Annotated in this window: 15 protein-coding genes and 1 pseudogene; 10 read left to right on the top strand and 6 right to left on the bottom strand. The window is 72.1% G+C overall.

All coding sequences use genetic code 11. The annotated features are described in order from the left end of the window. Nucleotides 1–170 precede the first annotated feature (170 nt). Complete coding sequence (locus ACIRQY_RS32125; protein WP_403931484.1) at nucleotides 171–914, top strand: hypothetical protein; 744 nt, start codon at nucleotides 171–173, stop codon at nucleotides 912–914. A 254-nt stretch (nucleotides 915–1,168) separates the two neighbouring features. On the opposite strand, the gene ACIRQY_RS32130 is transcribed toward ACIRQY_RS32125, so the two are convergent. Further along, the gene (locus ACIRQY_RS32130; protein ID WP_403931486.1) at nucleotides 1,169–2,356 is read right to left on the bottom strand and encodes a hypothetical protein; all 1,188 of its coding nucleotides are present in this window, start codon (nucleotides 2,354–2,356) and stop codon (nucleotides 1,169–1,171) included. Between the two features lie 434 nt (nucleotides 2,357–2,790). Between ACIRQY_RS32130 and ACIRQY_RS32135 the strand changes: the two genes are divergently transcribed. From ACIRQY_RS32135 to ACIRQY_RS32145, 3 genes are all read left to right on the top strand, one after another. Continuing rightward, the gene (locus tag ACIRQY_RS32135) at nucleotides 2,791–3,717 is read left to right on the top strand and encodes a hypothetical protein (RefSeq protein WP_403931488.1); all 927 of its coding nucleotides are present in this window, start codon (nucleotides 2,791–2,793) and stop codon (nucleotides 3,715–3,717) included. Nucleotides 3,718–4,563: 846 nt separating this feature from the next. Then, the gene (locus ACIRQY_RS32140; RefSeq protein ID WP_403931489.1) at nucleotides 4,564–7,257 is read left to right on the top strand and encodes an SdrD B-like domain-containing protein; all 2,694 of its coding nucleotides are present in this window, start codon (nucleotides 4,564–4,566) and stop codon (nucleotides 7,255–7,257) included. Between the two features lie 125 nt (nucleotides 7,258–7,382). After that, the gene (locus ACIRQY_RS32145; RefSeq protein ID WP_403931491.1) at nucleotides 7,383–8,225 is read left to right on the top strand and encodes a hypothetical protein; all 843 of its coding nucleotides are present in this window, start codon (nucleotides 7,383–7,385) and stop codon (nucleotides 8,223–8,225) included. 145 nt (nucleotides 8,226–8,370) lie between these two features. Here ACIRQY_RS32145 and ACIRQY_RS32150 read toward each other — a convergent pair whose 3' ends face one another. Then, complete coding sequence (locus ACIRQY_RS32150; protein ID WP_403931493.1) at nucleotides 8,371–9,540, bottom strand: right-handed parallel beta-helix repeat-containing protein; 1,170 nt, start codon at nucleotides 9,538–9,540, stop codon at nucleotides 8,371–8,373. A gap of 228 nt (nucleotides 9,541–9,768) precedes the next feature. Between ACIRQY_RS32150 and ACIRQY_RS32155 the strand changes: the two genes are divergently transcribed. Beyond that, nucleotides 9,769–10,974 (top strand): Dyp-type peroxidase, encoded by a 1,206-nt coding sequence (locus tag ACIRQY_RS32155; protein ID WP_403931495.1) that lies wholly within the window; start codon nucleotides 9,769–9,771, stop codon nucleotides 10,972–10,974. 117 nt (nucleotides 10,975–11,091) lie between these two features. On the opposite strand, the gene ACIRQY_RS32160 is transcribed toward ACIRQY_RS32155, so the two are convergent. Both ACIRQY_RS32160 and ACIRQY_RS32165 read right to left on the bottom strand, forming a co-directional pair. After that, the gene (locus ACIRQY_RS32160) at nucleotides 11,092–11,382 is read right to left on the bottom strand and encodes a hypothetical protein (RefSeq protein ID WP_351794244.1); all 291 of its coding nucleotides are present in this window, start codon (nucleotides 11,380–11,382) and stop codon (nucleotides 11,092–11,094) included. 37 nt (nucleotides 11,383–11,419) lie between these two features. Next, nucleotides 11,420–11,809, bottom strand: coding sequence for a hypothetical protein (locus tag ACIRQY_RS32165; protein WP_403931497.1), 390 nt, complete (start codon nucleotides 11,807–11,809; stop codon nucleotides 11,420–11,422). A 419-nt stretch (nucleotides 11,810–12,228) separates the two neighbouring features. On the opposite strand from ACIRQY_RS32165, the pseudogene ACIRQY_RS32170 reads away from it, so the two are divergent. From ACIRQY_RS32170 to ACIRQY_RS32180, 3 genes and pseudogenes are all read left to right on the top strand, one after another. Then, nucleotides 12,229–12,405 (top strand): annotated as a pseudogene (locus ACIRQY_RS32170) (helix-turn-helix domain-containing protein); the annotation flags it as partial. 468 nt (nucleotides 12,406–12,873) lie between these two features. Further along, a complete protein-coding gene (locus tag ACIRQY_RS32175; RefSeq protein WP_403931593.1) occupies nucleotides 12,874–13,995 on the top strand; it encodes a hypothetical protein in 1,122 nt (373 codons plus the stop codon). Between the two features lie 374 nt (nucleotides 13,996–14,369). Next, nucleotides 14,370–20,483 carry a DNRLRE domain-containing protein gene (locus ACIRQY_RS32180; RefSeq protein ID WP_403931499.1) on the top strand — a complete coding sequence of 2,038 codons (6,114 nt, stop codon included), beginning with the start codon at nucleotides 14,370–14,372 and terminating at the stop codon, nucleotides 20,481–20,483. 135 nt (nucleotides 20,484–20,618) lie between these two features. On the opposite strand, the gene ACIRQY_RS32185 is transcribed toward ACIRQY_RS32180, so the two are convergent. Further along, on the bottom strand, nucleotides 20,619–22,043 hold the full coding sequence (locus tag ACIRQY_RS32185) for an RICIN domain-containing protein (protein ID WP_403931501.1): 1,425 nt from the start codon (nucleotides 22,041–22,043) through the stop codon (nucleotides 20,619–20,621). 476 nt (nucleotides 22,044–22,519) lie between these two features. Here ACIRQY_RS32185 and ACIRQY_RS32190 point away from each other — a divergent pair, with 476 nt between their 5' ends. Continuing rightward, the gene (locus tag ACIRQY_RS32190) at nucleotides 22,520–23,137 is read left to right on the top strand and encodes a DJ-1/PfpI family protein (protein WP_403931503.1); all 618 of its coding nucleotides are present in this window, start codon (nucleotides 22,520–22,522) and stop codon (nucleotides 23,135–23,137) included. A 270-nt stretch (nucleotides 23,138–23,407) separates the two neighbouring features. Then, nucleotides 23,408–23,782: an FKBP-type peptidyl-prolyl cis-trans isomerase gene (locus ACIRQY_RS32195; protein WP_351794257.1), complete on the top strand. Its 375-nt coding sequence runs from the start codon at nucleotides 23,408–23,410 to the stop codon at nucleotides 23,780–23,782. A gap of 174 nt (nucleotides 23,783–23,956) precedes the next feature. On the opposite strand, the gene ACIRQY_RS32200 is transcribed toward ACIRQY_RS32195, so the two are convergent. After that, nucleotides 23,957–25,153 (bottom strand): hypothetical protein, encoded by a 1,197-nt coding sequence (locus tag ACIRQY_RS32200; protein ID WP_403931505.1) that lies wholly within the window; start codon nucleotides 25,151–25,153, stop codon nucleotides 23,957–23,959. Nucleotides 25,154–25,223 lie beyond the last annotated feature (70 nt).

Consider the following 25,223-nt stretch of genomic DNA (forward strand, 5'->3'; position numbering starts at 1 on the left):
TCCAACTCCCTTTCCCCTGCTGCCGATGATCGAAGAAATCGAGCAGGAATCCGCCTCCTCCACCCGTTCATGGTTCCATCGGCCGGGCCATGGCAGGATCCTTCGTGGGCCGGGTCGATCGGTGCGGCTGTGCGGGCGCGGGGGCGCCCAGTCTCGGGGGGAGACGTTCGATGACGCTGTTCTTCACCGGCAGGTTCCAGGATGCGGGGGCTTCCCGGCAGACCAGGCCTGAACGGACCTTCGAGGACCCCAGGGAGGCGCAGCGGTACCAGAAGACCATGGAGGCGAGGGCCCTCCAGGAGGTCGAGACGGTGAGGGTCTTCCAGGAGGCCGCCGACCGTTTCAGGGACTGCGACCGGCCGGCCGAAGCGGCGGACGCCGGATGGGGACTCTGGCCCGCACCCTTGGGACCGACGGAAGCGCTGTTGCCCAAACTGGCCCGGGTGCCCCGCACCGATGTGGTCGTCATGGGCGCCCTGGACCGGCTGCCGGGCGGTTCGACCAGGCTGTACAAGGGCAAGCCGGGACCCACGAACCCGGATGATCTGACGGACCACTCGGCGGGCGAGTTGAGCGCCTGGCTCGCCGACCACCCCGACGAGGCCCTCACCCTGTACGTGACGGTGTCCATCACCCCGACCGCCTTGCAGGAGGGCACGGTCGTGGAGATCCTCAACCACGAACTGGCCGCGCATGGCGAACCGTTCGCGGACTTCCTCATCGCGGAGTCGCATGCCCCTGGTACGGGCGTCCTCGGCACCGCGGTGGAGCAGCACGGACTGCTGCACACGGGCAACCCGCGCTATCGGCTGATCGGAGCCCGGTACGTGACGCGGTACGCCGACGCCCAGTCCTACCGCAATCGGATGCGCATGGACACCTACGCCAGAGCGACACTCCCGCCCGGCGTCTGAAGCGCCCTCGGCCGACACAGGGGGGACAGGCTCAGGGGACTGCATCCTGATGATGTCGGACACGCCAGCCCGACGCACAGCCGTTCCCCCCGTTCCACGCCGGGGAGTCGGATCGATTCGGGGACGGCGACGGCTCCCGCCCGGGGGGGTCCCCGGCGCCTCGCGAACGACGCGCCGGGGACCCCGAGAGGCATCCCTTGACCCGGCCCCCTACCCGACTCCTACCGGAACTCCCGTCGAGGAACCGGCGGGTGTCAGCGCTTCCAGGCGGTCGCACGCCAGGTCGTCGCGTTGCCCGCGCCGTCGGTGCCGACGGCGAACCCGGCGATCACTCCGGCGTCGTTGATCGCGAACGCCGCGGCATAGGGACCGAGGGGCGATGCCGGCAGCGGGACGACCGTGCCGTCGGGCTTCCACAACAGGGCCTTGTCCAGAGCCCAGTTACCGGCCGGAGGCCACGCATACCCGACGGCCGCCCCCCGGTTGTTGATCGCCAGCACCTCTCCGGCCGCCTCCGCCGGGTTGGCGAGCACGGTCCTGGTGCCGTTCGCGTTCCAGCGGGCCGTGTCGCCGTTCGGGTTGTCCTCCAACGAGGCTCCCACGGCGGTACCTGCCCGGTTGACGTCGTATCCCCGCCCGCGCCCGGCGTCGCGGACAGTGCCGTCGGCCGCCCACACCAGGACCCGGTCGTACTCCGTGCTCCCGGCAAGCCGCCCGTGGCCGAGGACCACGCCGTTGTCGGTGATCTGGCTCGTCCGCGCGCCGACGAATCCCGCGGGGAGGGGCAGCGCGCTCACGGCACCCGTCCTGTTCCAGCGCACCGGGTGCGCGGGGCCACCGGTGCCGTCGCGCTGCTCGGTCCACCCGACCGCTGTGCCCGCGTCGTTGACCGAGGTCGCGGTGCCGCTGTCGTCGCCGGGCAGCAACGGCAGGTCGGTCCTGGTGCCGTCGGAGTGCCAACGCAAGGGGCGGGAGCGGTTGCTCCCCTCGGACGCGTCGCCGACCACGACCCCGGAGTTGTTGACGGCCGACGCGTTACCGCCACGAGAACCGCCCGGAAGCGTCAACCGCGTCGGGGTGGCGCCCGGTGTCCAGCGCACGGGGTTGGTGTCGGGCAGGCTGTCGTAGGACAGGCCGACCGCCCAGCCCCGGTCGCTGAGCGCGGTCGTGCGGCTGAACTTCTGTCCGGGCAGCGGCGCCAGCCGGGTGTAGCCGGGGCGGCCCGCGTTCCACCGGATCGCGAGCGGCCCGTCGGAGCCCTCCACGTAGTAGTCGCCGACGACCGTGCCGCTGCTGTTAAGGCCCCTGACGAAGCTGTGGACTCCTCCCGGCGGGATCGGGAGCAGCCGTGAGGTCAGCGGCCGTTCGGAGGGTTCGGCCACCGCCACGGGCGCCGAACCGAGGAGAAGTAAGGCTGTTGCCGCCGCGGCGGCGAAGGGCATGGGTCGAGGGACGCGCAAGCGGGCCATTCGGACACTCCTGATCTCGTCAATGACATCGACGTACACATGCATGGGTAAGCGGTCTGTTTCCAGGCCCGGCGGAGAGCCCGTACTCCAGTTCCCCTTTCCGATTCTGGTGCCCTCTTGGCGGTCCGGTCTCCGAAACGACTGGATTCGTACACCGTCCACGCTCCGTGCCACCCGCTGCCCCGCTGCCCAGCTCTCGAAGAGCACCGCGTGGCAGTGGGCGGGCTCGCCCCGCTCAAGATCGGCGCGCAGCACGTTCACGGCTGGCTCCGAGGCGTCGCCGCCGGATCGGCCCTCCCCGGAGGGGCGAAGGCATCGAAGCGGAGGCCTTGCTCACCGGCCTTCCGGGCGGGCTGAAAGACTGTCCCGGTCACGGGCTGTGACACAGCCTTCGGGAGGGGATCAGGATGAGCACGAACAGGCGCGGAGCACGGCGCGCGGTCTCGGCGGCCGCGGTGGTGGCGGCCCTGGTGGTCACGGCGGCCTGCGGGGCCGACTCCGATGCCGGGAAGGCCGACATCGGGCTCTCGGCCGCGCTCGGCGGCATCCCGCAGGAGCGGGGCGGCCAGACGCTCACCTACTGGAACGTGCCCGAGGTGCTGCGCCTGACACAGCGGGACGGACAGTTGTACGCGGCGCTGTCCGGCTTCGGCATCCCCGAGGTGTCGCAGGCTCGCTACGAGGAGGAGCCGGCGCGTGACGCGCTCGGCTTCGACGAGACCATGGTCGACACCTCCGTGCAGGTCGGATCGGATGCCGCCCGCCTGACCGGCCGTTTCGACGTCTCCGCGGTCACCGGGGCGATGAAGGGACGCGGCTGGACCGAGACGGAGAGCGACGGGGCGCCACTCCTCACCCAGGACGGCGCGCGCGTCTCCGTGTCGCCGTCGGTCCGTTCCTCGGTCGCTTCCCAGAACACGGCCCTTCTGCCGTTGACCGGCGCCAAGGCGTCGGTTGCGGCGGACCCGGCCTACCGGGCGGCGGCCGGCTGCATCGGCGAGGACGCCTACCACGCCACGTTCTACGGCAAGAATCGTCAGGGCCAGTTGTCCGGGCTGACGCTCTTCGCCATCGGCGCCCGCGCCGGGGACGACGGCACCTCGACGGAACGGCTGTGCGCCGTGACGCGCTCGGCCGAGGCGGCCCGCGCGGTCGCCGCCGCCCTGCGGCCCGAGACAGCCGCGGGTGAACGGTTCGCCGGAGCGCGCGTCGAGATCGGAGGCGGTTCCGCTCCGGTGGTCACGATGCAATGGACGAACTCCGCCTCCGGGCTGCGGCCCGGATCCCAGAACCAGACCGCCGAGCTGCCCCGTCTGCTGGCTCCCCTTCGCTGAACTCGTCCCGCAGCCACGGCGGATCGGGCTCCGGATTCCGGAGTCCCCAAGGCCCGGGAACGCCCGTGCCGTCGCAACCGGTACGCAGGTACGCACGTATCAGGCGGCGGCAGGCTCACAGGGCCCCGCGCCGACAAGGAGCGCCCGGGTAAGGATGGAGTCCTGGACGACTCCGCCATGCAGTACGGCTGCCCCGAGCGGGGCCTGACACCCGGCCGGTGGTCGCCGCCACCAGGTCGCGATCTGCCCGCCGCCGAACCCGGAGCCGCCCCGCCAGGTGCCGAAGGCTGTGGCTGGACGGCTCCGGGGGCGGCGCCGGGCAGAAAGGGATACGGAGCTCCTGGCGGACCCGAGTGGTCTCGGTCGAGAAGCCGTCCGCCAGGAGTTTCGTTGTGCCGCATGGCTCTCGCCCACCGGCACCCCGGCCATGCGGCCGGGCCGGAAAGAACTCATTTCTTTAGCGCATCCACCGAGATCCACAGAAGAAACAGTTCAATTTCACTCGATCGAGAATTTCGGCAATTCATGTTGACGTGAGGTCAACCGCATGAAAAACGTCTCCCGGCAATCGCTCCACCGTCCGTGACCTGGGTGAAGAGCGATACACGAGGGCGCCTTACAGGGGGACTTCGCTGTTCCACCACGATCTCATGTAAAGGGCCCTTAAGATTTTCATCGAGACGGTTCTCCGCATCTCTGTGTACTCCTCATGAGCCGGGCGAAAGCCCCTTCCAGCGCTGAGAGCAGGGGATGACATTCACACATGACGCCGCCAAGAGAGCCACGTCCGACCCGCGCGGAACGCGGTCGGGTGTACTCGGCCGCCGTATCGTCGGCGGCCTGGGCGTGCTCGCCTTGGGAATCGGCAGTGGCTCGTTGGCCATGGCGCCTGCCGCGTACTCACAGGCCGACACAACAGGTTCGGTGACGGTCCGGGTGGTCCGGGCCGTGGACGACAGCGGGACGTGGACACCCGCTCTCGAACCGGGCATCGCAGGTGTACGGGTGACCCTCACCGACGACGCCGGAACGGGCGTCGAGGGAGTCACGGCCTCCGACGGCACCGTGACCCTGACTCCCGCACAGGGCGGGAGCACCACCGGCAAGCACCGCGTCCAGGTGATCAACCCGAAACCGGGCGTGCTGCACCCGGCCTTCGCCTCCCGCCGAGGACTGGACGGCGCGCCGAACCAGCTCAGCAGCAACGAGGAGTTCGTCGACCTCTCCGGGAACAAGACCGTGGCGTACACCACCGGGCTGTGGAACCCCGGCGACTACTGCCAGAAGAACGCGCCCCTGGTGACGACCTGCCAGCCCGCGACCCGCGAGGGCGGGACACAGCGCACGCTGGTCTCCTTCCCCTACTCGGCCCGCGGCCAGGACGGCGTCGACGTGAACGTCACGAACGTCGCCACCAACGCCGACACCGGCACCCTCTACGGCATCGCCTGGAACAAGGCCGACAAGCGGGTGTTCTCCTCGGCGGTAGCCAAACGCACCACGGACTACGGTCCCGGCGGCGCCGGGGGAATCTACGTGACCGACCTCGCGTCGAAGAGGACCGCGCTGTTCGCGGTCGTACCCGACGCCGGGACGACCGCGCACGGCCCGGGCACCGACGACGCCTTCCTCGGGGCCCCCGGGAAGGAGAGCCTGGGCGGGCTCAAGATCACCGATGACGGCCGGTACCTGTTCGTCGTCAACCTCAACAACCGCAAGCTCTACCGGTACGACGCCACGGCGGTGACCGCTTCGGCGCCCGAGACCGTCACGGCCGTACCCGATCCGGGCTGTCCCTCGGCGGCGGACTGGCGGCCGTTCGGTCTCGGCCTGCACGACGGCGTCGGCTACGTCGGCGGGGTGTGCTCCGGCGAGTCCACCGGGAAGGCCTCGGACCTGCGTGCCGTGGTCCTTCCGTTCGACCTCGCCACCGGCGCGTTCCAGCGGCCGGTCCTGGACCAGCCGCTGGACTATCCGCGTCAGTCCACGGTCGGCGCGCCGCCGTGCGACGGGGCGGGCTGGTTCGCCTGGACGAACACGTTCCCGACCTCCCAGAACGGCCAGGCCTGCGCGACCTACCTCGCCCAGCCCGAACCGCAGGTGGGCGAGGTCGACTTCGAGACCGACGGCTCCATGCTGGTGGCGTTCCGCGACCGCTTCGGCGACCGCGCGCCCGCGGGTCCGACGCCGGGCTCGGTCGGCACCGTCCTGTCCGGAGGCGACCTGAACAAGGCGTGCCTGGCGGACGGCACGTACGTGCTGGACACCAACAACGGCTGCGGCCGTTCCCCCCGGGGCACCCGCTTCTTCGACACCAGCCGGATGGGTGCCCATCACAACGCCTCCTTCGCGGGGATGGCGTTCTCCAGGGTCGAGGACACCATCGCCACCTCGGGCTTCGACCCCAACAGCACGGCCTTCGGGTACGGCACCACGTTCAACAAGCGTGACGGCAGCCAGGACCCCCAGTCCGGTCTGCGCCTCAACCCGGCGGGAACCCCGGCCCCGTTCGGCAAGGGCGCCTCGATGGGCGACCTGGAGGTGCTCTGCGACCGGGCACCGCTCCAGATCGGCAACCGGGTCTGGTACGACCCCGAGCGATCGGGCCTCCAGAAACCGGGCCAGCGCCCGGTCGCGGGCGCGACCGTCCACCTGTACGACGGGACGGGCAGGCTCGTGGGGACGACGGTGACGTCGGCGCGCGGCGAGTACTACTTCGACGACTCCAACGTCACCGGCGGCCTTCAGCCGAAGACCAAGTACACCATCCGCCTCGACAACCCGGCCGACTACGCCAAGGACGGGCCGCTCCATCAGTGGGTGCCCACCGAGGCGGACGTGGGCGACAACCGCTTCATCGACTCCAAGGGCATCGTCCCGCGCGGGGGCACCTTCCCCGAAAGGGCGCTGACCACCGGCGGTCCGGGGCAGAACGACCACACGTACGACTTCGGCTTCCGGCAACAGGAGGGTGCGCTGCGCCTCATCAAGCACGACCAGGGCGGCAAGCCACTCGCCAAGGCCACGTTCCAGCTCTGGAAGGAGACCAACGGCACCGGGGGCCTGCAGATGTCCGGGGTGGCGCCGGACACCCGGGTCGGTGGGCCCTGTGTGACCCGGAGCAACGGGCGCTGCGGCGGGAGCGGCACGCCGGGCACCTACTACTGGCAGGAGGTCAAGGCGCCGGACGGTTACTCCCTTCCGCAGAACCCGGTGTTCGGTCCGCTGGTGCTCACCTCGGACAACCTCGACGACGGGGTCTCGGTGACGGCGGTCAACAAGCGGGCCCACAAGCCGACGCCCAAGCCGACGCCGACGTCGAAACCGACCACACCGGCGCCGGGACCCCCCGGGGCTCCGGGTGCCCCTGGAGAACCGGGCGGACCGGGAGCGCCGGGCCACGAGTCGGGTCCGGGTGGTCTCGCGGCCACCGGCTCCGGCCTGGCGGGGCCGCTGGCGGCAGGCTGCGGCGCGCTCGTCGTGCTCGGCTCGGCGCTGGTCCTGACGATGCGTCGCAAGCGCGGGAGCGAGCGGCCGTAGCCCCTGAGCGGGCCTGCCGGAACCGGTGACTCCCCGGTCCGGCCCGGGCGGGTTCGCGTACCCCTGGTGCGCGAGCCCGCCCTCGTGTGCGACCGACGACGCGAACCACGAGAGGACGTGAGTGCGTGAAGAGAGGGAAGAGACCGGACGGCGGCCGTGCACCGCGTCGCGCCTTCTGGCCGAGAACGCTCATCGCCGTCATGGCCTGCGGTGTCGTGATCGGTGGCCTGACGGCCTGGCGGGCCTTCTCCACGGACACGGTCACCGACCGGCCGGTCACGACGGAGGAGGCGTCCAGGCTGGCGCTGTCACGGCTGGGCCTCTACCAGGCCAGCCCCGTGGCCGTGCGGCTCACGGCCGCCGAGGGCGGCGACGTCGTGGTGCGGGTGCGGGGGGTCGTGGACTACCGGAACCACAGGGCCGTGGGCCGGTACCAGGTCAGCGGCGCCTCGGGGGCCTCACCACGGCCGGGAACCCAGGGACCGTCCTCGGGGCAGCTCGACCAGGGCCTGATCGTCTGGGACGGGGGTGGCCTGGGTCTGGCCCCCGCCCACCAGGACGACGGCAGCCCCTTCTGGGAGCAGGCCGAACGCATCCCTCGCTCCGGCTGGTCGGCGCGCTCCTACACGTCCGATCCCCTGGACGCCGGACTCCAGTTGATGATCGGCCTGGGCGCGGACCGCCCCGACAACCCGCTGCTGCTGGCGCAGTCCGGGGCGCGCTGGCTGGCGCGCGAGCGGGTCGACGGCCGTGACCACGACCGGTTCGCCGGGCCGCGCGCCCGGGGTGCCGCGCCGGGTCCGGGGTCCGACGGCGGCCGGTCGCCGCTGACGTACTGGGTCGACGGCGACGGCGGTCTGCGGCGGGTGACGATGCGGATGCCGGGCCTGGGCGTCCCGACCACCCTGGAGTTCCTGGGCCACGACAGCCGGGCCAGGCTCCCCGAGGCCCCCTGGGCCACCCGCTGATCCACCCCGGCTCCCGGGCCTGAGACCTCCCCCGGACCGGAAGGGGAGGCATCGGGTTCCTCAAGGGCCCGCCCGGTGGCCGTGCGACGGCCGGGGAATCCGCGCATGGCCTCCGGGAAGTGGTCAGCGGGTATCCGGACAGTGCTCAGCGGGGACGCGGTACGGCGTCCACCGTCTCCGGGAGCGGGTAGTCGGCCGGGGTGACGGTCCCGGGCAGACCGGTCGCGGGGCGGCCCGGGGCAGCCGGGTCCGGCAGGGACGGCTGGGCCGGCGGGGCCGGTACCTGGCTGAAGGGGATGCCGGGCGGCGCCTGCACGGGAGCCGTACGGCCCTCGGGCGGCGCCCCACGGCGGCGGGTGCCGCAGCCCGCGAGTCCCTCCAGGCCGTCCGGGCTCTGGGTGGCGGGCCGATTGCCCCTGAAGCAGTTGCCGGGGTCGGCCGATGCCAGGACGAGGTCGGTGCCGTTGCCGGTGGCTCGGTTGTCCTCGATCCGGTTTCCGCTCGCGGGGTGCCCCGGCGGGTCGGTCACCAGCATTCCGGCCGCCCGGTTGCCCCGTACCAGATTGCGCTGGACGCGGTTCCCGGTGCCACCTCCGATACCGATCCCGATCCCGTACCCCCCGTCCGCCTGCTCGGGCGTGTCGGCCGCGTTGTTGTCAACGACCGCGTTGCCCGCGATCACCGCCCCGCGCTGGGGGGCGAGGGCCTCCAGGTCATTGGAGTTGACCGTGATGCCGACCCGGTTGCGGAGGACGCGGTTGCCCAGCACGAACAACCGGTCGGAGGCGTTGGTCAGTTCGACGCCGACGGCGTTGCGTTCCACGGTGTTGCCCCGGACCACGGTGTGGCAGGGCTTGCACTGGCCGACGTAGATCCCGGAGTCGGCGTGCCCCGAGGCGTACGAGCCCTCGATCACCCCGTCGCGCGCGTCGAAGGCGTAGATGCCGTACAGGCCGTTGTTGTACGCCGTCACCGCGGTCGCGCGGAACCCCCGGAGCGCGGGGAAGCGCTCGGTGTCCAGCGGGTCGTACGCGGACCCGCCGCCGCCACGCTGTTGCAGCCGCTCGTCCGTGACACCCGTGAACAGCACGCCATTGGCCAGGTAGCGGCGCACGGTGAGGTTCTCGACCACGGAGCCCGCTCCGGTCACGGTGATGCCGTTGGCCAGCCGCACACCGCCGTCGAGGACCACCTTGTTCCGGTCCGTCCCGCGCAGCACCACACGGGGCGTGGTGACACGCACGCTCTCCCGGTAGGTGCCCGGGCCGATCAGCACCGTCTCGCCCTCACGAGCGGCGTCCGCGGCCTCCTGCACGGTGGGATAGTCCTGCGGGACGCGGAGCACGCTCCCCGGCGGGTGCCGTGCGTCCGGGGCTGTCGTCTCCGGGCCGGAGCAACCGGTGAGCGCCAGCGCGACCGCGACCGCCGGTACCGACAGTCTCCGTGCCGCCCGCGACCCCGCCGACGGGCCACTCGAACACATCAACACACCTTGTAAGGACAGGATTTGCATGCGTGTTGTTCTATCGTCTCCAATAGGCACATGCCCACCGAACAGGGATTAGAGCAGAATTCACCCCATGCCTCGGGGGCCGGGGTGGGACGGCGCAGGGCTCTGCTGACCGGAGGGGCGGTGCTCGCGGCCGGCATCGGCGCGGCCACCGGTGAACTGGCGCGAGGGGCCCGTACGGACGTCCGGGCGTCCGACAACGCCCCCGCCGCTCCGATCCCCTTCCACGGCGCACGTCAGGCGGGCGTCACGACGCCTCAGCAACCGGCCACACAGGTGGTGTCCTTCGACCTCCCCCGGACCTCCGCCGAAGCGGACCGGAAGACCCTGCGCGAGGTCCTCGGTGCGCTGACCGGCTCGCTCGCCGCGTCGGCGTCCGCCGCCCCGCCCGACGCGCGGCTCCAGGGTGGTGGCACGACCCGGCTGACCTCTCTGGTCGGGATCGGCCCGGCGCTCGCCGCGCGCCTGCGTCTCGACGTCCCCGCTTCCCTGACCGCGCTGTCCGCCTTCCCCGACGACCGTCTCGACCCGCTCCGCAGCGACGGTGACGTCCTGGTGCAGTTGTGCGCGGCCGACCGCTGGAGCCTCACCGTCGCGGCGGAACTCGTCGGAGCCGCCGCGCGTGCCGCCGGTGCCACGACACGCTGGACACAGTCCGGCTTCCTGCCCCACACGCCCCCGGGCAGCACCCCCCGGAACCTGTTCGGCTCCAAGGACGGCACCGCCAACCCCGACCGGGCGGCGGCCGACCGGTGGGTCTGGGGTCCGCCCGGAGCCCACCGCGACGGCACCGTGCTCGTCTACCGCAGGATCCACATGGACGTCGCGGGCTTCGCGGCCCTTCCCGAGGGTCACCGCGACCGGGCGATGGGGCGCCGTATGCGCGACGGATCCCCGCTCAGCGGCACGGCGGAACACGACGAGCCGGACATCTACGCGAAGAACCCGAACGGTTCCTACGTCGTTCCCGCCACCGCCCATGTGCGGCTCGCCAGCCCCCGCTTCGACGGCGGCGCCCGTATGCTCCGCCGGAGCTACAGCTACGACGACGGTCCGGACGACCGCGGGCTGCTCTTCTGCGCCTTCATGCGCGATCCGCGCCAGTTCACCCGTGTCCAGGAACGGCTGAGCGCACGCGACGCCCTGAACCCCTTCCTCGAACACCGGGCGTCGGCCGTGGCGTACGTCCTGCCCGGAGCGCCGAGTGCCGGAGTGCTCGGCGAGCGGCTCTGGACCTGAGGCGGCCCGCGCTCCCGGGGATCCGGGGCGACGGGGCCCCGCCCGGTCCGAGATGACCGGGCGGGGTCTCGCCACCGTGACCGGGCGAACCCGGGACGGTCTCGGCGGATCAGCTCGTCAGCGGGTGCACCTGAGCGCGGCGTAGCCGTCCCACCAGCCGTATCCGGCCCGGGAGGAGTAGGCGTAGAGCACCACGCACTGCTCGTTGGTGTAGCCGCTGATCAGCGCGTGCCGCCGGGTGGTGTTCTCCGCCTCCCGGGTCGCCTTGCCGGCGCTCTGCTCGTACGAGGTGGCCGTGAACACCTGTGTCTCCTGGATGCCGGCGTCGGCGTGGGCGACGGTCGGCGTGAGTACGGCGAGGGCCGCGAAGGCGAGGGCCACTCCCCCGCGGATGAGTGTCGAAGTCATGTCGTTATCCCCATTCTTGATGAACATTCGGTGTGGTTCAGCGCTGGCAGAACAACTCGGCGACGGCGGAGTACAGACCACCGCCGGTCGACCTGACGCTGGTGGCGCGGACGTGGCACTGGCTCGTCTGCCAGCCGGCCGACTGGGCGATCCGGTAGGTCGCCCGGACCGCGCTGTCCACCGCCTGGGACGGCGAGCCGCCGATGCCGGGGCCGGTGAACGTCCTCACCTCGGTCGCGGCCGAGTTCTGCCGGAGGTCACTCGTGCAGGTCTCCTGACAGGTGACGGTCACGAAGTCGCGGTACTGGTGAGCGGTTTCGGTCGCACCCGGCGCGGCTCGGGCGGCCGTCGCACCTCCGACGAGCGTCGCCGTGGCGGCGAGCGCCACGGCGGCGGACCGGAGGCGTAACGGGGACGGACTGGACACGGGTGCTCCTCGGTGGTCGCTTCGACGGGCGTGGAGGCGGTGAGCGCCGCTTCCTCCGGTGGGTTCCTCCGCTGGGCGCCGCACGGCGGACGTGGCCGGGTGGCCGATGCCGGGCAGCGGTACGCGCTCCTTTCTGCCGACGTGAGGGAGAGACCGCTGGGCCACTGGACCGCTGGACCGCGGTTCAGCGGTGAGGTGAGGGGGGCGAGCAGCCGCTCGGGCCGCTGCCCCCGTCGAGTGCTCGGCTCGACGGCCAACAGCTTCGGCGGCCGACACGGGCGGCGGCAAGCGTCGGAGGCGGGGGTGGAACGCTGGAACCGTTCCACCCCCGCCGACGTGGCATTACCCGACGGGGGTGGAACGCCGCCCCGGAACGCGGGGGGCTGGAACGATTGAGTGCGTCAGAGTCGGAGACCGAGGTGTTCGCGCGACGGCTGCGGGAGCTGCGGAAGGCATCGGGGCACAGTTTCGGAGCCCTGGCGCGCCGGGTGGGGGTCAGCGCCTCCACCCTGCACCGCTACTGCTCCGGCCACAGCGTGCCGCTGGAGTTCACCCCGGTCGAAAGGCTGGCGCGGCTGTGCGGCTGCCGGGGTGAGGAACTCGTCTCGCTGCACCGTCTGTGGGTGCTGGCGGACGGAGAGCGCCGCAGGCGCCAGGCGGCGGCTGACGCCGGGGCGCGAGGGCCGGGCGCGGCAGGGGCTCGGGGCTCGTTGCCGGGCCGGGACGGAGGCGGTGGTGGTGGCGGCGGTGGTCGTGCGGCTTCTCCCGAGACCCCGGAGACCGCAGGGGGCCCGGATGCCCCGGGGACACCGGGGAGCGGAGAGGCCTCAGGGACCCCGGAGATACTGGAGACGCTGGAGACCAGGGACGGCGCCGGGGCCGGGGCCGGGGAGACCGTAGAGGCTGCTACGGCTGTGGAGCCCCCTGAGGCCATCGGGACCACGATGAAGTCGGCCACCCCCACGGCGGATTCCCAGGATGACGCCGTGGGTCCGGAGAGGCCGCAGTCCGGCGCACGGTCGGAGGAGCGGCCGAGCGGCGCGTTACCGGAGGCGGCAGGGGCCGTGCCCTCGCGGAAGACGCCACGCCGCCGCCTGGTCTCCCGAGCCGCCGGGCTGGTCTCCGCCACGACCGTCCTCACCCTTCTCGTCCTGCTGGCCTCCGAGCGCTCGCTCTCCGCCCCGAAGGGCCCTGACGCCCGGGGGCGGGCCGCAGGTCCGCAGTACGCGGGTGCCGCCTCCCCCTCCGTACCGGCCTCCGGTCCCACGGCGACCTCATCCGTCTCGTCCGCCGGGCCCCGGGCGGCCGTTCCCGTACGTCCGAGCGGCACCTCGGCCTCCGTGGACGGGAACCGCACGGGACCCCGGGCATCGGCCACGGCCAGAAGGCCCGCCGCTGCCGCCCTGCCGTTCACCTGGCACGTCGACGGCCATGTCTGGCGGGGCGGCTGCGAACACGCCTATCTCGTCGACAGCGCGCCGCGAGCGGTCCCCCCGCCGCCCTCCGAGTCCGACGCCGAGCCCTGGGCCCGCGCGCTGGGGGCGGTGCACGGGGGCGAGACCCTGGTCAGGGTGACCGTTCAGGGCCGTGGTGAGCAGACGGTGGTGCTGCAGGCGCTGCGGGTCCGGGTGGCCGCCAAACGCTCTCCGGAGCCCGCGAACCTCTACCGGATGGGCATGAGCTGCGGAGGGACGCTGAGCCCCCGGAGCTTCGACGTCGACCTCGACGCCGCCCGCCCGGTCGCCCGTCCCGTGCCCGGCGACGACTCCGGGACGGAGATCCCCGCCGTGTCGTTCCCGTACCGGACATCGGTGCGGGACCCGGAGGTCCTGCTCGTCACCGGCCGTACCGTGACGTGCGACTGCGACTGGTACCTGGAACTGGAGTGGAGCAGCGGTGACCGCTCCGGCACCGTGCGGATCGACGACGACGGACGACCGTTCCGTACGAGCGGTGTACGGAACGCGCCCGTCCACCTGTACGACAGCGGCGCCCGGAGCTGGTTCCGGGCGGAACCGTCGGAAGAGGTCCCGCAGGGGGGAGGAGCCCCGGGTCCCCGGCCCCCGACGGAAGAACCGGTCGGCCCGCCTGCCGAACCCCGGGGCCTCCCTCCGTTCACGCCGGACGCGGCGGCGCCACGCATTCCAGGCGGTCGGGGACAGCCGGCCGGAGCGTCCGCCCCGTAGCCACCGGAGAACCGGACGACCGGGAATCCGTCATCAGCCGGCTGTCCGGGCGGAACTGTGGCACCGGACCCCCTGCCCGTGGCCGCCACAACGGCCGGGCACTCCTCGATGAGCGTCGTGGCTGAGATCCCGGGGCGAGGACGGCGGCGAGGGCCGCGAGGGGGTGGCGTTGTCCGTGGACAACGGGTTGTCCACCTCTCTCGGCTGCCTGACCTGCTCCGACAGTAGTGGGCGGGCCAGGACAATCCCGTTCACCCACACCGTCGTGACCTCACAGGCGGCCACGAGGGCCGCCACGACGAGGGGGAAGCATGTCCGCACGCCCATTTCGAGCTGTCCCGCGGAGGAGTCGCCGCGGCGGAACTCCGCGATCCGTGGCACGGCGCCTGACATCCGCCGTCATGGCGGGCACGATGGCGATCACCCTGCTGGTGGGGTCCGAGGCGGCGTTCGCGGCGCCCACGGAACCCGAACCGTCCGGGAAGACGCCTCAGCCGGTCTCCGCCGTCGACGACATGGCGTCCGCGCGGCTCGCGGCGAAGCTGTGGGGCAAGCCGGTCGAGGTCCTGGGCGCACGCACGGAGACGTCCACGACACGGGCGAACCCGGACGGGACGCTCACCACGGAGACGGCCGCCGGGCCGACCCGGTTCCGCCGCGGCGCGGCCTGGGTCGACGTCGATGTGACGTTCGCCGAACGGCCGGACGGGACGGTCGCGTCCGGGGCCCATCCGCGCGACCTGACCCTGTCCGGGGCGAAGGGGCGGACGGCGACATCGTTCGCGGCGGCATCGCGGGCCCCCGCGCAGGAACTGCTGTCGCTGTCGGCGGGCGACAAGAGCATGTCACTGAAGTGGAAGGGCGGCCTGCCCGCACCGACCCTCGACGGTGCCAAGGCGACGTACCGGAACGTCCTGCCGGACGCGGACCTGGTGATCGACGCGACGCGCACCGGCTACGAGCAGTCCCTGGTGCTGAGGAAGCGGCCCGACGGCCCGGCCGCGTTCACCCTGCAGATCCACGCCCCGGGGGTGACGGCCCGGCAGCGGGCGGACCGCTCGGTGCTGTTCACCGAGACCTCGACCGGCCGCAGGCTGTCGTGGATGCCCGCGCCGGTGATGTGGGACGACACCGTGGACGTCCGGTCGCTGGAGCACACCCGCAGGACGCCGGTGGGCCTGAAAGTGGTGCAGTCCGGTGATGACATAGAACTGCGCCTGACCCCCGACGCCGGATTCCTGGCGGACCCGGCGACGAAGTACCCCGTCACGGTGGACCCGTCGGACGCCGTCCTGTCGGACGTCTTCGACACCCTCGTCCAGCGGGGCGAGACGACCGACCAGTCGAACTCGACCGACCTGAAGATCGGCTGGCCGGGCGACTACGCCGATCCCGGTCCGAACACCAAACCCCGGGTGGCGCGCTCGTTCATCACCTGGGACATGGCTCCGATCAAGGACGCGCTGGTCTCCAGGGCGACGCTCTCGCTCTTCAACTACCACTCCTGGGACTGCACCAAGCCCACGTCCTGGGACGTGTGGGACACCGGCCCCGCGAACACCACCACGGTGTGGACCGCGCAGCCCAACTGGTACCAGAAGTACGGCACCTCGACCGAGACCAAGGGGCGTAACTGCTCCAACGGCGGATACGTGAACGCCGACGTGACGTCGCTGCTGCAGTACTGGGCCGGGCAGCCCACCGTGTCCCGACAGGGCCTCGGGATCCGCGCCGCCGACGAGTCCGGCACCCTGGGATGGAAGCGGTTCTACTCCGGCAACGCCGCCGCGACGCAGATCCCCAAGCTGTCGGTCACGTACAACTACCGGCCGAGGACGGGCGCCGACCTGCAGGCGGGTCCGCCGTTCTTCGCCCGTGACGGTGGCTACGTCGTCAACACGCTGACGCCGAACCTGCGGGACACCTTCACCGACGCGAACAACGACCAGATCAACGGCACCTTCCAGATATTCGACGGCACGGTGGACACGCAGATCGGAAACCTGCTGGTCTCCCCGTACGCGCCCAGCGGACAGCCGGTCTCGGTGACCGTACCGGCCGGTCTGCTCCAGAACGGCAGGACCTACCGGTTCCGCACCAACCCGTACGACGGCACGCACTACAACATGGCCTGGTCGGCGTGGAAGACGTTCACCGTCGACACCACGGCCCCGTCCGCGCCCGCCTCGGTGACGTCGACGGACTATCCGACGACCGGCTGGGTGAAGGGCATCGGGCAGACCGGCACGTTCACCGTCACTCCACCGGCCTCCGACCACCGGTGGATCGAGTGGTCCCTGGACGGTACGGCGTGGACCAGGGTCGCCACCGACGGCGGCTCCTCCCTGGTCGCCCTGCGGCTGACCCCGGACAGGGGCGGGACGAACACGCTGCAGGTCCGTGCCGTCGACAGGGCCGACAACACGTCCGAGCCGGTCCCGTACGTCTTCCACGTCGGCGCGGGCGGGATCAGCTCCGTCAGCGACGGGCAGCGCACCCCGGCCCGCCTGCCGCTCGCCGCGGAGGCCGACGCGTCCAGGTACGACAGGGCCACCTTCGTCTGGCGCCGTTCCGACGCGGACCCCTGGACGCCGATCCCGCCCGGCCATGTGACCCGGGCCAGCCAGCCGCTGGCCGCCTGGCCGGTCGCCCTCACCGACGGCGCGAGCCCGCACCTGGTGTGGAACGCCACCAGCACCGCCGACCCCGACGGCGCCGTCCAGATCAGGGCCGACTTCAGCGGACCCGGCGGCAACGGCAGCGCGGACGCGCTGCGCGTGGTCGTGGACCGCACCGCCGACGGCGCGGCCACGGCAGGCGTCGGCCCCGGCACCGTCAACCTCCTCACGGGCGGCTACGGCCTCGGCGGCAACGACGCCTCGGCGTTCGGCATGACGGTGACCCGCAGCGCGAACTCACGCACCCCGGACGCGGGAGCGAAACAGGACGGCCAGGCACCGATCTTCGGCAAGGAGTGGGTCTCGGGAGTCCAGACGGCCAGGACCAACCCCGACCACACCGCGGTGCGCAGGACCTCGGACACGTCACTCGACCTGGTGAAGAACGACGGGACCACGCTCGGATTCACCGCGAACACCGCGGGCACGGGATGGATCCCCGAACCCGGGGCGGAGAACCTCACCCTGACCGGCGCCTTCACGGGTGGGTTCACGCTCACCGACAACGACGGGGCCGTCACCACGTTCGCGAAGGCGTCCCCGGCCGCGACCGTGTGGACCGTGACCACATCGCTGTCGAACGGTCTGGCGAACTCGACGACCGAGGTGATCTCCGAGACCGTCACCGCACCCGACAACACGACCCTGGCCCGCCCCAAGCGGATCATCGCCGCCAGCAGCGCGGTCACCCTCGCCGACTGCGAGGCGAACCGGACCGTCCGGGGCTGCCGGATCCTGGAGTTCGGCTATGCCGACACCACCACCGCGACCGCTTCGACTCCGGGCGACTACGCGGGTCAGGTCCGCACGATCCGTCTCTGGGCCACCGCGCCGGGAGCCACCCAGTCCACCGCGACCGATGTGTCCCGGTACGCCTACGACAGTGCCGGAAGGCTGCGCGAAGTATGGGATCCGCGCATCAGCCCCGCGCTGAAGACCACGTACGCCTACGACACCGCGGGCCGCGTCACACAACTGACCCCGGCGGGCCAACTGCCGTGGACCTTCTCCTACGGTCAGGCCGGCGGATCGGCGACGGCCGGTGACGGCATGCTGCTGACCGTGGCCCGCCCCACCCTCGTCCCGGGCAGCGCCGACCAGAGCGACGGCACCGCGACCACCACGCTCGTCTACGGTGTCCCGGTCACCGGTACGTCCGCCCCGCAGAACCTCGGCGCCACGGCCGCCGCGCGCTGGGGCCAGGGCGATCTCGCCACCGACGCCACCGCGGTCTTCCCGGCCGACCAGATCCCGGTCTCCAGCAACGGGCCCCAACTCGGTGCCGGATCGTACGGGCGCGCGACCATCACCTACCTCAACGCCTCGGGCCGACCGGTGAACACCGTCCAGCCCGGCGGGAGCGTCACCACCACCGAGTACGACCGTACGGGCCACCCCGTCCGGGAGCTGACCGCGGGCAACCGGGACCTGGCCCTCGGCAGCGCGCCCGGGGCAGCGGCCACGCTCGACGCGCTGGGCATCAGCGGGCTCTCCACCGCCGAGCGCGCGCTGCAGCTGTCGACCCAGCGCGTCTACGGCCCTCAGGGCATCCGCGAGACGGAGGTCCGCGGACCCCTGCACATGGTCACCCTGGCCGGGGCCCTCGTCGACGGCGCCACCACCGTGGCGGCGGGTACCGCGCTCGCGGCCAGGACCCGTACCGTGAACGAGTTCGACACCGGCCGTCCGACCGACGGGACCGCGGTGTCCCGCGACGAGATCACCAAGACCGCTGTCGGCGCGCAACCGCGCGCGAACACGGCGCTGTTCGCGGACGTCCGTGAGACCGCCACCGGCTACGACTGGACCAAGGGCCTGGCCACCAGCACCACCCAGGACCCCGGCGGCCTCAACCTCACCAAGACCACCGCGTACGACTCCCAGGGCCGCGTCACCAGGACCACCCTGCCGGCCTCCGACGGCGCCGACGCGGGCGCCACCGTCACCACGTACTACAGCGGCGACGGCGCGGGTCCGTGCGGCGGCAAACCGGAATGGGCCGACCTGGTGTGCACCGTCGGGCCTGCCGGAAACATCACCGCGGGTGGCGCGAACCCCGCCCAACTGGTCACCAGGAAGAGCGAGTACGGTCTCTTCGGCCAGACCAGCAAGGTGACGGAGACCGCCAACGGCATCACCCGCACCACGACCACCGACCACGACCCGGCCGCCAGGCCCACCACCGTCACTGTCACCGGTGGCCTCGGCACCCCCACTCCGGCGACCACCACCGGATACGACCCGGCGACCGGCCTGCCCACCACCAGTGGCTCCCCGACAGCGGGCACCATCACCAAGGCCTACGACCGGCTCGGCCGTCTGATCTCCTACACCGACGCCGACGGGGGCCTGACCACCACCCGGTACGACGCGCTGAACCGACCGGCCGAGGTCACCGACACGGCGCCGTCCTCCACCAGCTACACCTACGACACGGCGATCGACCCCCGCGGCCTGGTCACCTCGACCAGCGACTCGGCGGCGGGCACCCTCACCGCGCGCTACGACGCCGACGGCGCACCCGTCAGCGGCGGTCTTCCCGGCGGCTACACCATGCGGCAGACCAAGGACCCCGCCGGAAACCTCACCGCCCGCACCTACACCCGGGACGCCGACAACGTCACCGTCATGAACGACAGTGTCACGGTCACCGCGCACGACGAGTGGGCCGCCCACACCGGGACCCCCGGACAGGCATCCAACCAGACGTACGTCTACGACGCGATCGGCAGACTGACCCAGGTCGCCGACAGCGCGAACGGTGTGTGCACGACACGCACCTACGCCTTCGACAGGAACACCAACCGCACGGCCCAGGCAACCGCCAAGGCCGCGCCGGGCGCCGCCTGCTCGACAGCCGGTGCGACCACCGCCACCCACACCTACGACACCGGCGACCGGCTCACCGACGCCGGGTACGGCTACGACGCGCTCGGCCGTACCGTCACACAGCCCGGCGCCACCACCGCCTACTTCACCAACGACCTCACCCAGCAGCAGACCGCGGGAAGCGACCGGCAGACGTGGACCCTGGACGCGGCGCTGCGCTTCCGCGGCTGGACCACCGAGACCGACAACGCCGGCACCTGGTCCCGGACCGCGAGCAGGCTCAACCACTACGGAACGGACGGCGACAACCCCCGTTGGATCGTCGAGAACACGACCACCGGTGACACCAGCCGTCAGGTGACCGCCCCCACCGGCTCCCTCGCCGCGATCACCACCAGCGGCGGCGCCACCGCACTGCAACTCACCGGTCTGCACGGCGACATCAACGTCAGCCTTCCCCTCGGCTCCACCCAGGCGCCCCAGGTCCTGGACTACGACGAGTACGGCGTTCCCAAGTCCGGCGGAACGGGCCGCTACGGCTGGCTCGGCGGCCATCAGCGGTCCGCCGAGACCCCCACCCGCAGCATCCTGATGGGCGTCCGTGTCTACAACCCGGCCACCGGACGCTTCCAGAGCACCGACCCGGTCCGCTACGGCAGCGCCAACGCCTACGACTACGCCGACCAGAACCCCGTCACCAACCAGGACCTGACCGGTCTGTGGCGGGTGCGGTTGTGCTGCGGCAACTGGTACAGCGTGGGCATCCGCTGGGATCGCGACTTCACCTTCGCCATCATGCTGAGCACCCTGTCCACGGCCTGGATCAGGTTCCTGGTCCCACCCCCGTGGGGCTGGCTCGTCTCGGGCGCCATCTACGTCGGGGCGTGGAACGCACGCCAGGCGATCAACAAACGCAAGTGCGCCTACAGCAGGGTCTATCTGTCCGGGTACGTGGCGTGGGGGAACACCCCCTGCTTCTGACGCCCGACCGACCCGGGGCGACGCCCCCGGGCATCTGACGTGATCCGGCCCGACCCACCGCGCGGCCCGCCGAACGACGAGCGGGCCGCGCGCGTGCCGGGGCCCGCTGACCACCGGGTGGGGAGCAGGACGGGGTCAGGGACGCCACAGCATCCAGGGGTCGTCGGAACAGGACGACTGGAGCGCCTGTTCCAGATCGGGGCCGCCCGGCCGGATCGCGACGCACTTGCCGCTGTTGCGGTTGACCAGTTGCCAGGCGCGGTGCGACGGACGGTAGTGGAAGGACCAGAACTGGTCGGGGAAGAGCCCCGATTCGTCACCGCAGGGGTACTGGGTGACGATCGCGTCGTCCGTCGTCCGCGCCGCGTCGACCGAAAGGCACAGGCCGCTGAACCGGTTGCGCATCGAGTACACCGCCCCACCGGGGCCTCCGGTCTCCGGCGTCAGTCGCCAGAACTGCTCTCCGTCCGGGGTGCATGTCGTCTGCACCATGCCGGCCGCGGGGATGTCGCTGCCCCGTGGCGCGGACAGACACATGCGGCTCGCCACGTCCGTCAGCCGGAACAGGCCGTCCGGCAGCGGAGGAGCGGAAGGGCGGCCCGGGCCGGGCCGGTCCGTGCTCACCGGGACGGAGGGGGATGCCTGGGTCGGCGCAGGCGCCGGGGTCCTGTCCGCGGGGGCGGTCCGGTTCGGCGTCCCGCCTCCTGCGAGAGGCATCCTCTTCCCAGGCCGCGGTGAACCGGGGGTCGGCGTGGCGGCGCTCGGCGGGCCGGCGCTCGTGCCGCTGGGCGGTACCCCGCCGGGGGTCGGCATCAGCAGGGTGATGTTCACCCGGGGCGGTGCACCGGCTGTCGCGTCACCGGCGGGCACGCGCCCCGCCGCCAGGAGCGTGCCCGCCGCCGCGGACACCAGGGCCAGACCCAGCGCCCCCGCCGCGTAGGGCCGCGTCGATCGGCGGTCCTTCGAGCCTCGGCCTCTCCACAGTGCTCGGTCCGACGGTTCCTGGCCCGCTGCGGGCGTCCGCGCCGCCGGTCCGGTCCAGGGCGCCAGCTCACCGACGTACGGTCCGAGGGCCTGACCGCTGATCCGGCACTGCAGCACCATCACCTGATCGCCGTGGTGCTGGAGCAGGCCCGACAGCCGTGCGAGTGCCAGGACATGGCCGGATGCGGCGGCGGGCTCTCCTCCCCGCACCATCAGCTCGATCTCGGCGACCAGCCGGGCAGCCATGACCTGCACCTCCCGCACAGCGGCGAGCCGAGCCAGCGCGTCGTCGGTCCGGACGGCGACCGCGGCCCGTGTCGCACCGGCGACGGCGGGCGGTCCGCCCGGGTCGCCGCCCGGGTCGTCCGCGCGGACCGTGGACTCCTCACCGGCCACCGCGGTCAGGAAGGGGCCCTGGAGCAGATGGATGATGGTGAGCAGCACCCCGACGAGCACGGCCGCGTCGGCGGCTGCGGTCTCGGCCCGCCGGAGCGTCTCCGCGGCGGACACCTCGACGTCGGCCACCGCCTGCCCGGTCAGCGCCGCTTCGTGCAGCAGACGGGCCCGCTCCAGCATGGCCGCCCTTCCCCGCGCGTCTCGGAATCGGTCGCGGACGACCGCGTTGAGCCTTCCAAGAGGCGCGAGACGGGTACCCGAGCGGTAGTCGCTCCACAGGGTCCGCCCTCCCCCGAAACGATCCGCCAGCTCGCGTACGGTGAGGTGCGAGGTGATGTCCCGCAAGAATCCGGCGAGTTCGTCCGCTGCCGGACTCGCTCCCCGCACCGGCCCCTGCCGCCGTCCCGCCCGCGCCATCGCACGACCTCCTCGGATCACGTCCCACGGATGGACCGACCAGAGACAACCGGCCCGCGCCACCTCCGTCCAGACCTCCGGGGCGAATTGGCGGAATGCCGTGAAGTGGCGTGATCCGCGGATCCGGCACGGCTGTCCGGAAGTGACGGGGTAGGGGCCGCCGACCTCCGATTGGCCCTCGACCCGCGGGGGTTCTGCTCCGAGACTGGTGATCTGACGCTGTCATCGGAGGAGTTGTGATGCAGGTAGCCGTGGTCACTTTCGACGGGTTCAACGAGTTGGACAGCTTCATCGCGTCCGCGCTGATCAACCGGTGCCGCAAGGACGGTCTGGAGGCCTTCATCACGACGCCGACTCCTGTGGTCACGTCGTTGAACGGCGTCGAGGTGACCGGGCAGCGCCCGATCGGGTTCGTGTCCGAGGCGGACGTCGTGCTGATCGGCAGCGGGGTGAGGACGCGCGATGTGGTCGCCGACGGCGAACTGCTCTCCATGCTGCCGCTCGACCCGTCGCGCCAGCTGATCGGTTCCCAGTGTTCGGGCGCTCTGGTACTGGCGCACCTCGGTCTGCTGGACGGGATGCCCGCCTGCGCCGACATGACGAGCAGGCCGTTCGTCGAGGCCCGTGGCATCACCGTGCTGGACGCGCCCTTCCACTCCCGGGGGAACGTCGCCACGGCGGGTGGCTGCCTGGCGTCCCAGTACCTCGCCACCTGGGTGATCACCCGGACGCTCGGCGAGGACGCCGCGCGGGGCGTCCTCGATTACGTGGCCCCGGTCGGGGAGCAGCGGGAGACCGTCGAGCGGGGTCTGCGGGCCGTCCGGGCGGGCGAGCTCGCACTGCGAGCCGGTGGCTGACAGCGGGGCGGCCTCCTGCCCGACCGGTCCGGTGCCTCACGCCCCGGCGCCGGGCCCCGAGCGCTGGGGCGGGTGGCTTCGGTATGCGCCGACACCAGGCCCTGCCTGGGGCTGTCCGGCATACGGCCGTCCGGGAGGCGCCGCGAGGGCGCCGGGGGACGTGGATCATCATTCCGCTGGATTCTCGGTAGCGTGGTCGTCCGCCGCATGGAGTGTCCATGAGTACGGCAGGGCCGTCGGGAGGTTCCGGCGGAGAGCGATGAGGCTGTGATGAGTGAACTGACGAAGCCCGAGGTCGTGGTGCCCGAGGGGGATGCTCCCACCGAGTTGGCGATTCGGGACCTGGTCGTCGGGGACGGTGCCGAGGCGAAGCCGGGCATGGTGGTCAGGGTCCACTATGTCGGAGTCACTTTCGAGTCCGGGAAGGAGTTCGACGCTTCCTGGGACCGGGGGCAGCCGTTCAAGTTCGCCCTGGGCGGGGGCAGGGTCATCAAGGGCTGGGACCGGGGAGTGAGAGGGATGAGGGTCGGTGGCCGACGCGAGATCGTGGTTCCCCCACGTCTCGGATACGGCAAGCAGTCACCCTCGCCGTTGATCCCGGCCCATTCGACGCTGGTCTTCGTGGTCGATCTGCTCTCGGTCTGAGCCGGGTCCGCTACCGGTCGGCCGGGGTGGGACAACCCGTCGAGGCGCCCGCCCGCGGTCGGCGGCGTCCTCGGCACGCTCCCGGCAGGGCTCGTCGGCGGCCCGGCTGTCGGCCGGGGCATGGGCCTGTTCGCCGTACGGGGGTGCGAGAAGGCCTGCCGACGGGGTTCGCGGTCACATCGCGGCCGGGGGGTTCGGACCGGTGCCCTGTGACCGGCCGGTCCTCGCCTGTTCGAGTGCGTCGGCGGGCGGCAGGCGGCGGGGGTGGTCCTGGTCCCCGTGTCCGTCGCCGGGTGCCGGTCCGTGGTCGAGCGGCCGCCGGTCCGTCCCCTCGGGCCCAGGAATCTCGGCCGCCACCAGTTCGGCCGCCCGTGCCGGGTCCCCACCGGCGCGGGCGAGCAGCGCGGCCACGTCGTAGCCCGTGCCGACCGTCTCCCGGTGGGTCACTCTCATCGAGTGCACCGACTCGTAGCGCGGTGAGCTGAGCGCCGCGCCGATGTCGGAGCACAGCCGTTCCAACTCCACGACGACCGACCAGGCGTCGTCCTCCATCCGGGCTCGCCGCGCCGGATCGCACGCCGCCACGGCCTCGTCGGATTCGGGAGTGCCGGGCTCGCAGGTGTCCAGTGCGGGCAGGAGTTCGGGGACGCCCAGGATCGCGGCCGCGTCGAGGGTGAAGCTCCGGGTCCGGTCGTCGGAGCCCAGCAGCCGAGCGATCAGCGGGACGGACCGTGGGTCGTGCCGTCTGGCCAGCCCTCGTGCGCCCTCGTGCCGGACCTCGCCGCTCTCGTCCGTGGTGCACCTCCACAGCGCTTCCCTGATGGCGGTCGTGTCCTGTTCCCGTTGGAATCCCAGCGTGAAGGCCGCCCAGTTGCGGACATCGGCGTCCTCGTCCCGGGTGAGCCGTATCAGGGCCCGGACATCGGGCCCGTCGGGCAGTCCGCTGCTGACGAAGGCGAGTTGCGAGGCGACCTGACACCGCAGCTCGGCGAGCTCGTGTCCCGCGCATGCCACCAGTACGGGAACCGCGCGCGGGTCCCGCGTCCAGCCCAGGCCGCACACGAGGGACACCAGGACGCCTGCCTCCGTCTCCACCTCGGACAGGGCCATGAGGGCGGTCGCCGCCTCGCTCCGCAGCGCTTCGTGCCCGCTGGCCGCGTTTCCCAGAAGATCGCAGCCCACCTTCCGCTCCAGGACATCGGCCGACTCCAGCAGCCTGGACCCACAGCGCAGGGCGGTCTCCCCGTTCCCCTCCTCCGCCATCTCCCAGACCAGGGACCCGTAGTCGTGCGCGTCGGCGTCCGACTCCGTGGCCGACGCCACGCGCGCCGCCGTCAGCAGGCGTCGGGTCAGCCCCGCCATGTTCTCCATGCGCGCATTCTTGCCCGGGGGGCCCGGTGCCGTGCACTGGTTTTCTCCGTCGGCCCCGCACCCGGCGCTT

The organism is Streptomyces sp. NPDC101490 (assembly GCF_044767145.1).
Taxonomy (GTDB): Bacteria; Actinomycetota; Actinomycetes; order Streptomycetales; family Streptomycetaceae; genus Streptomyces.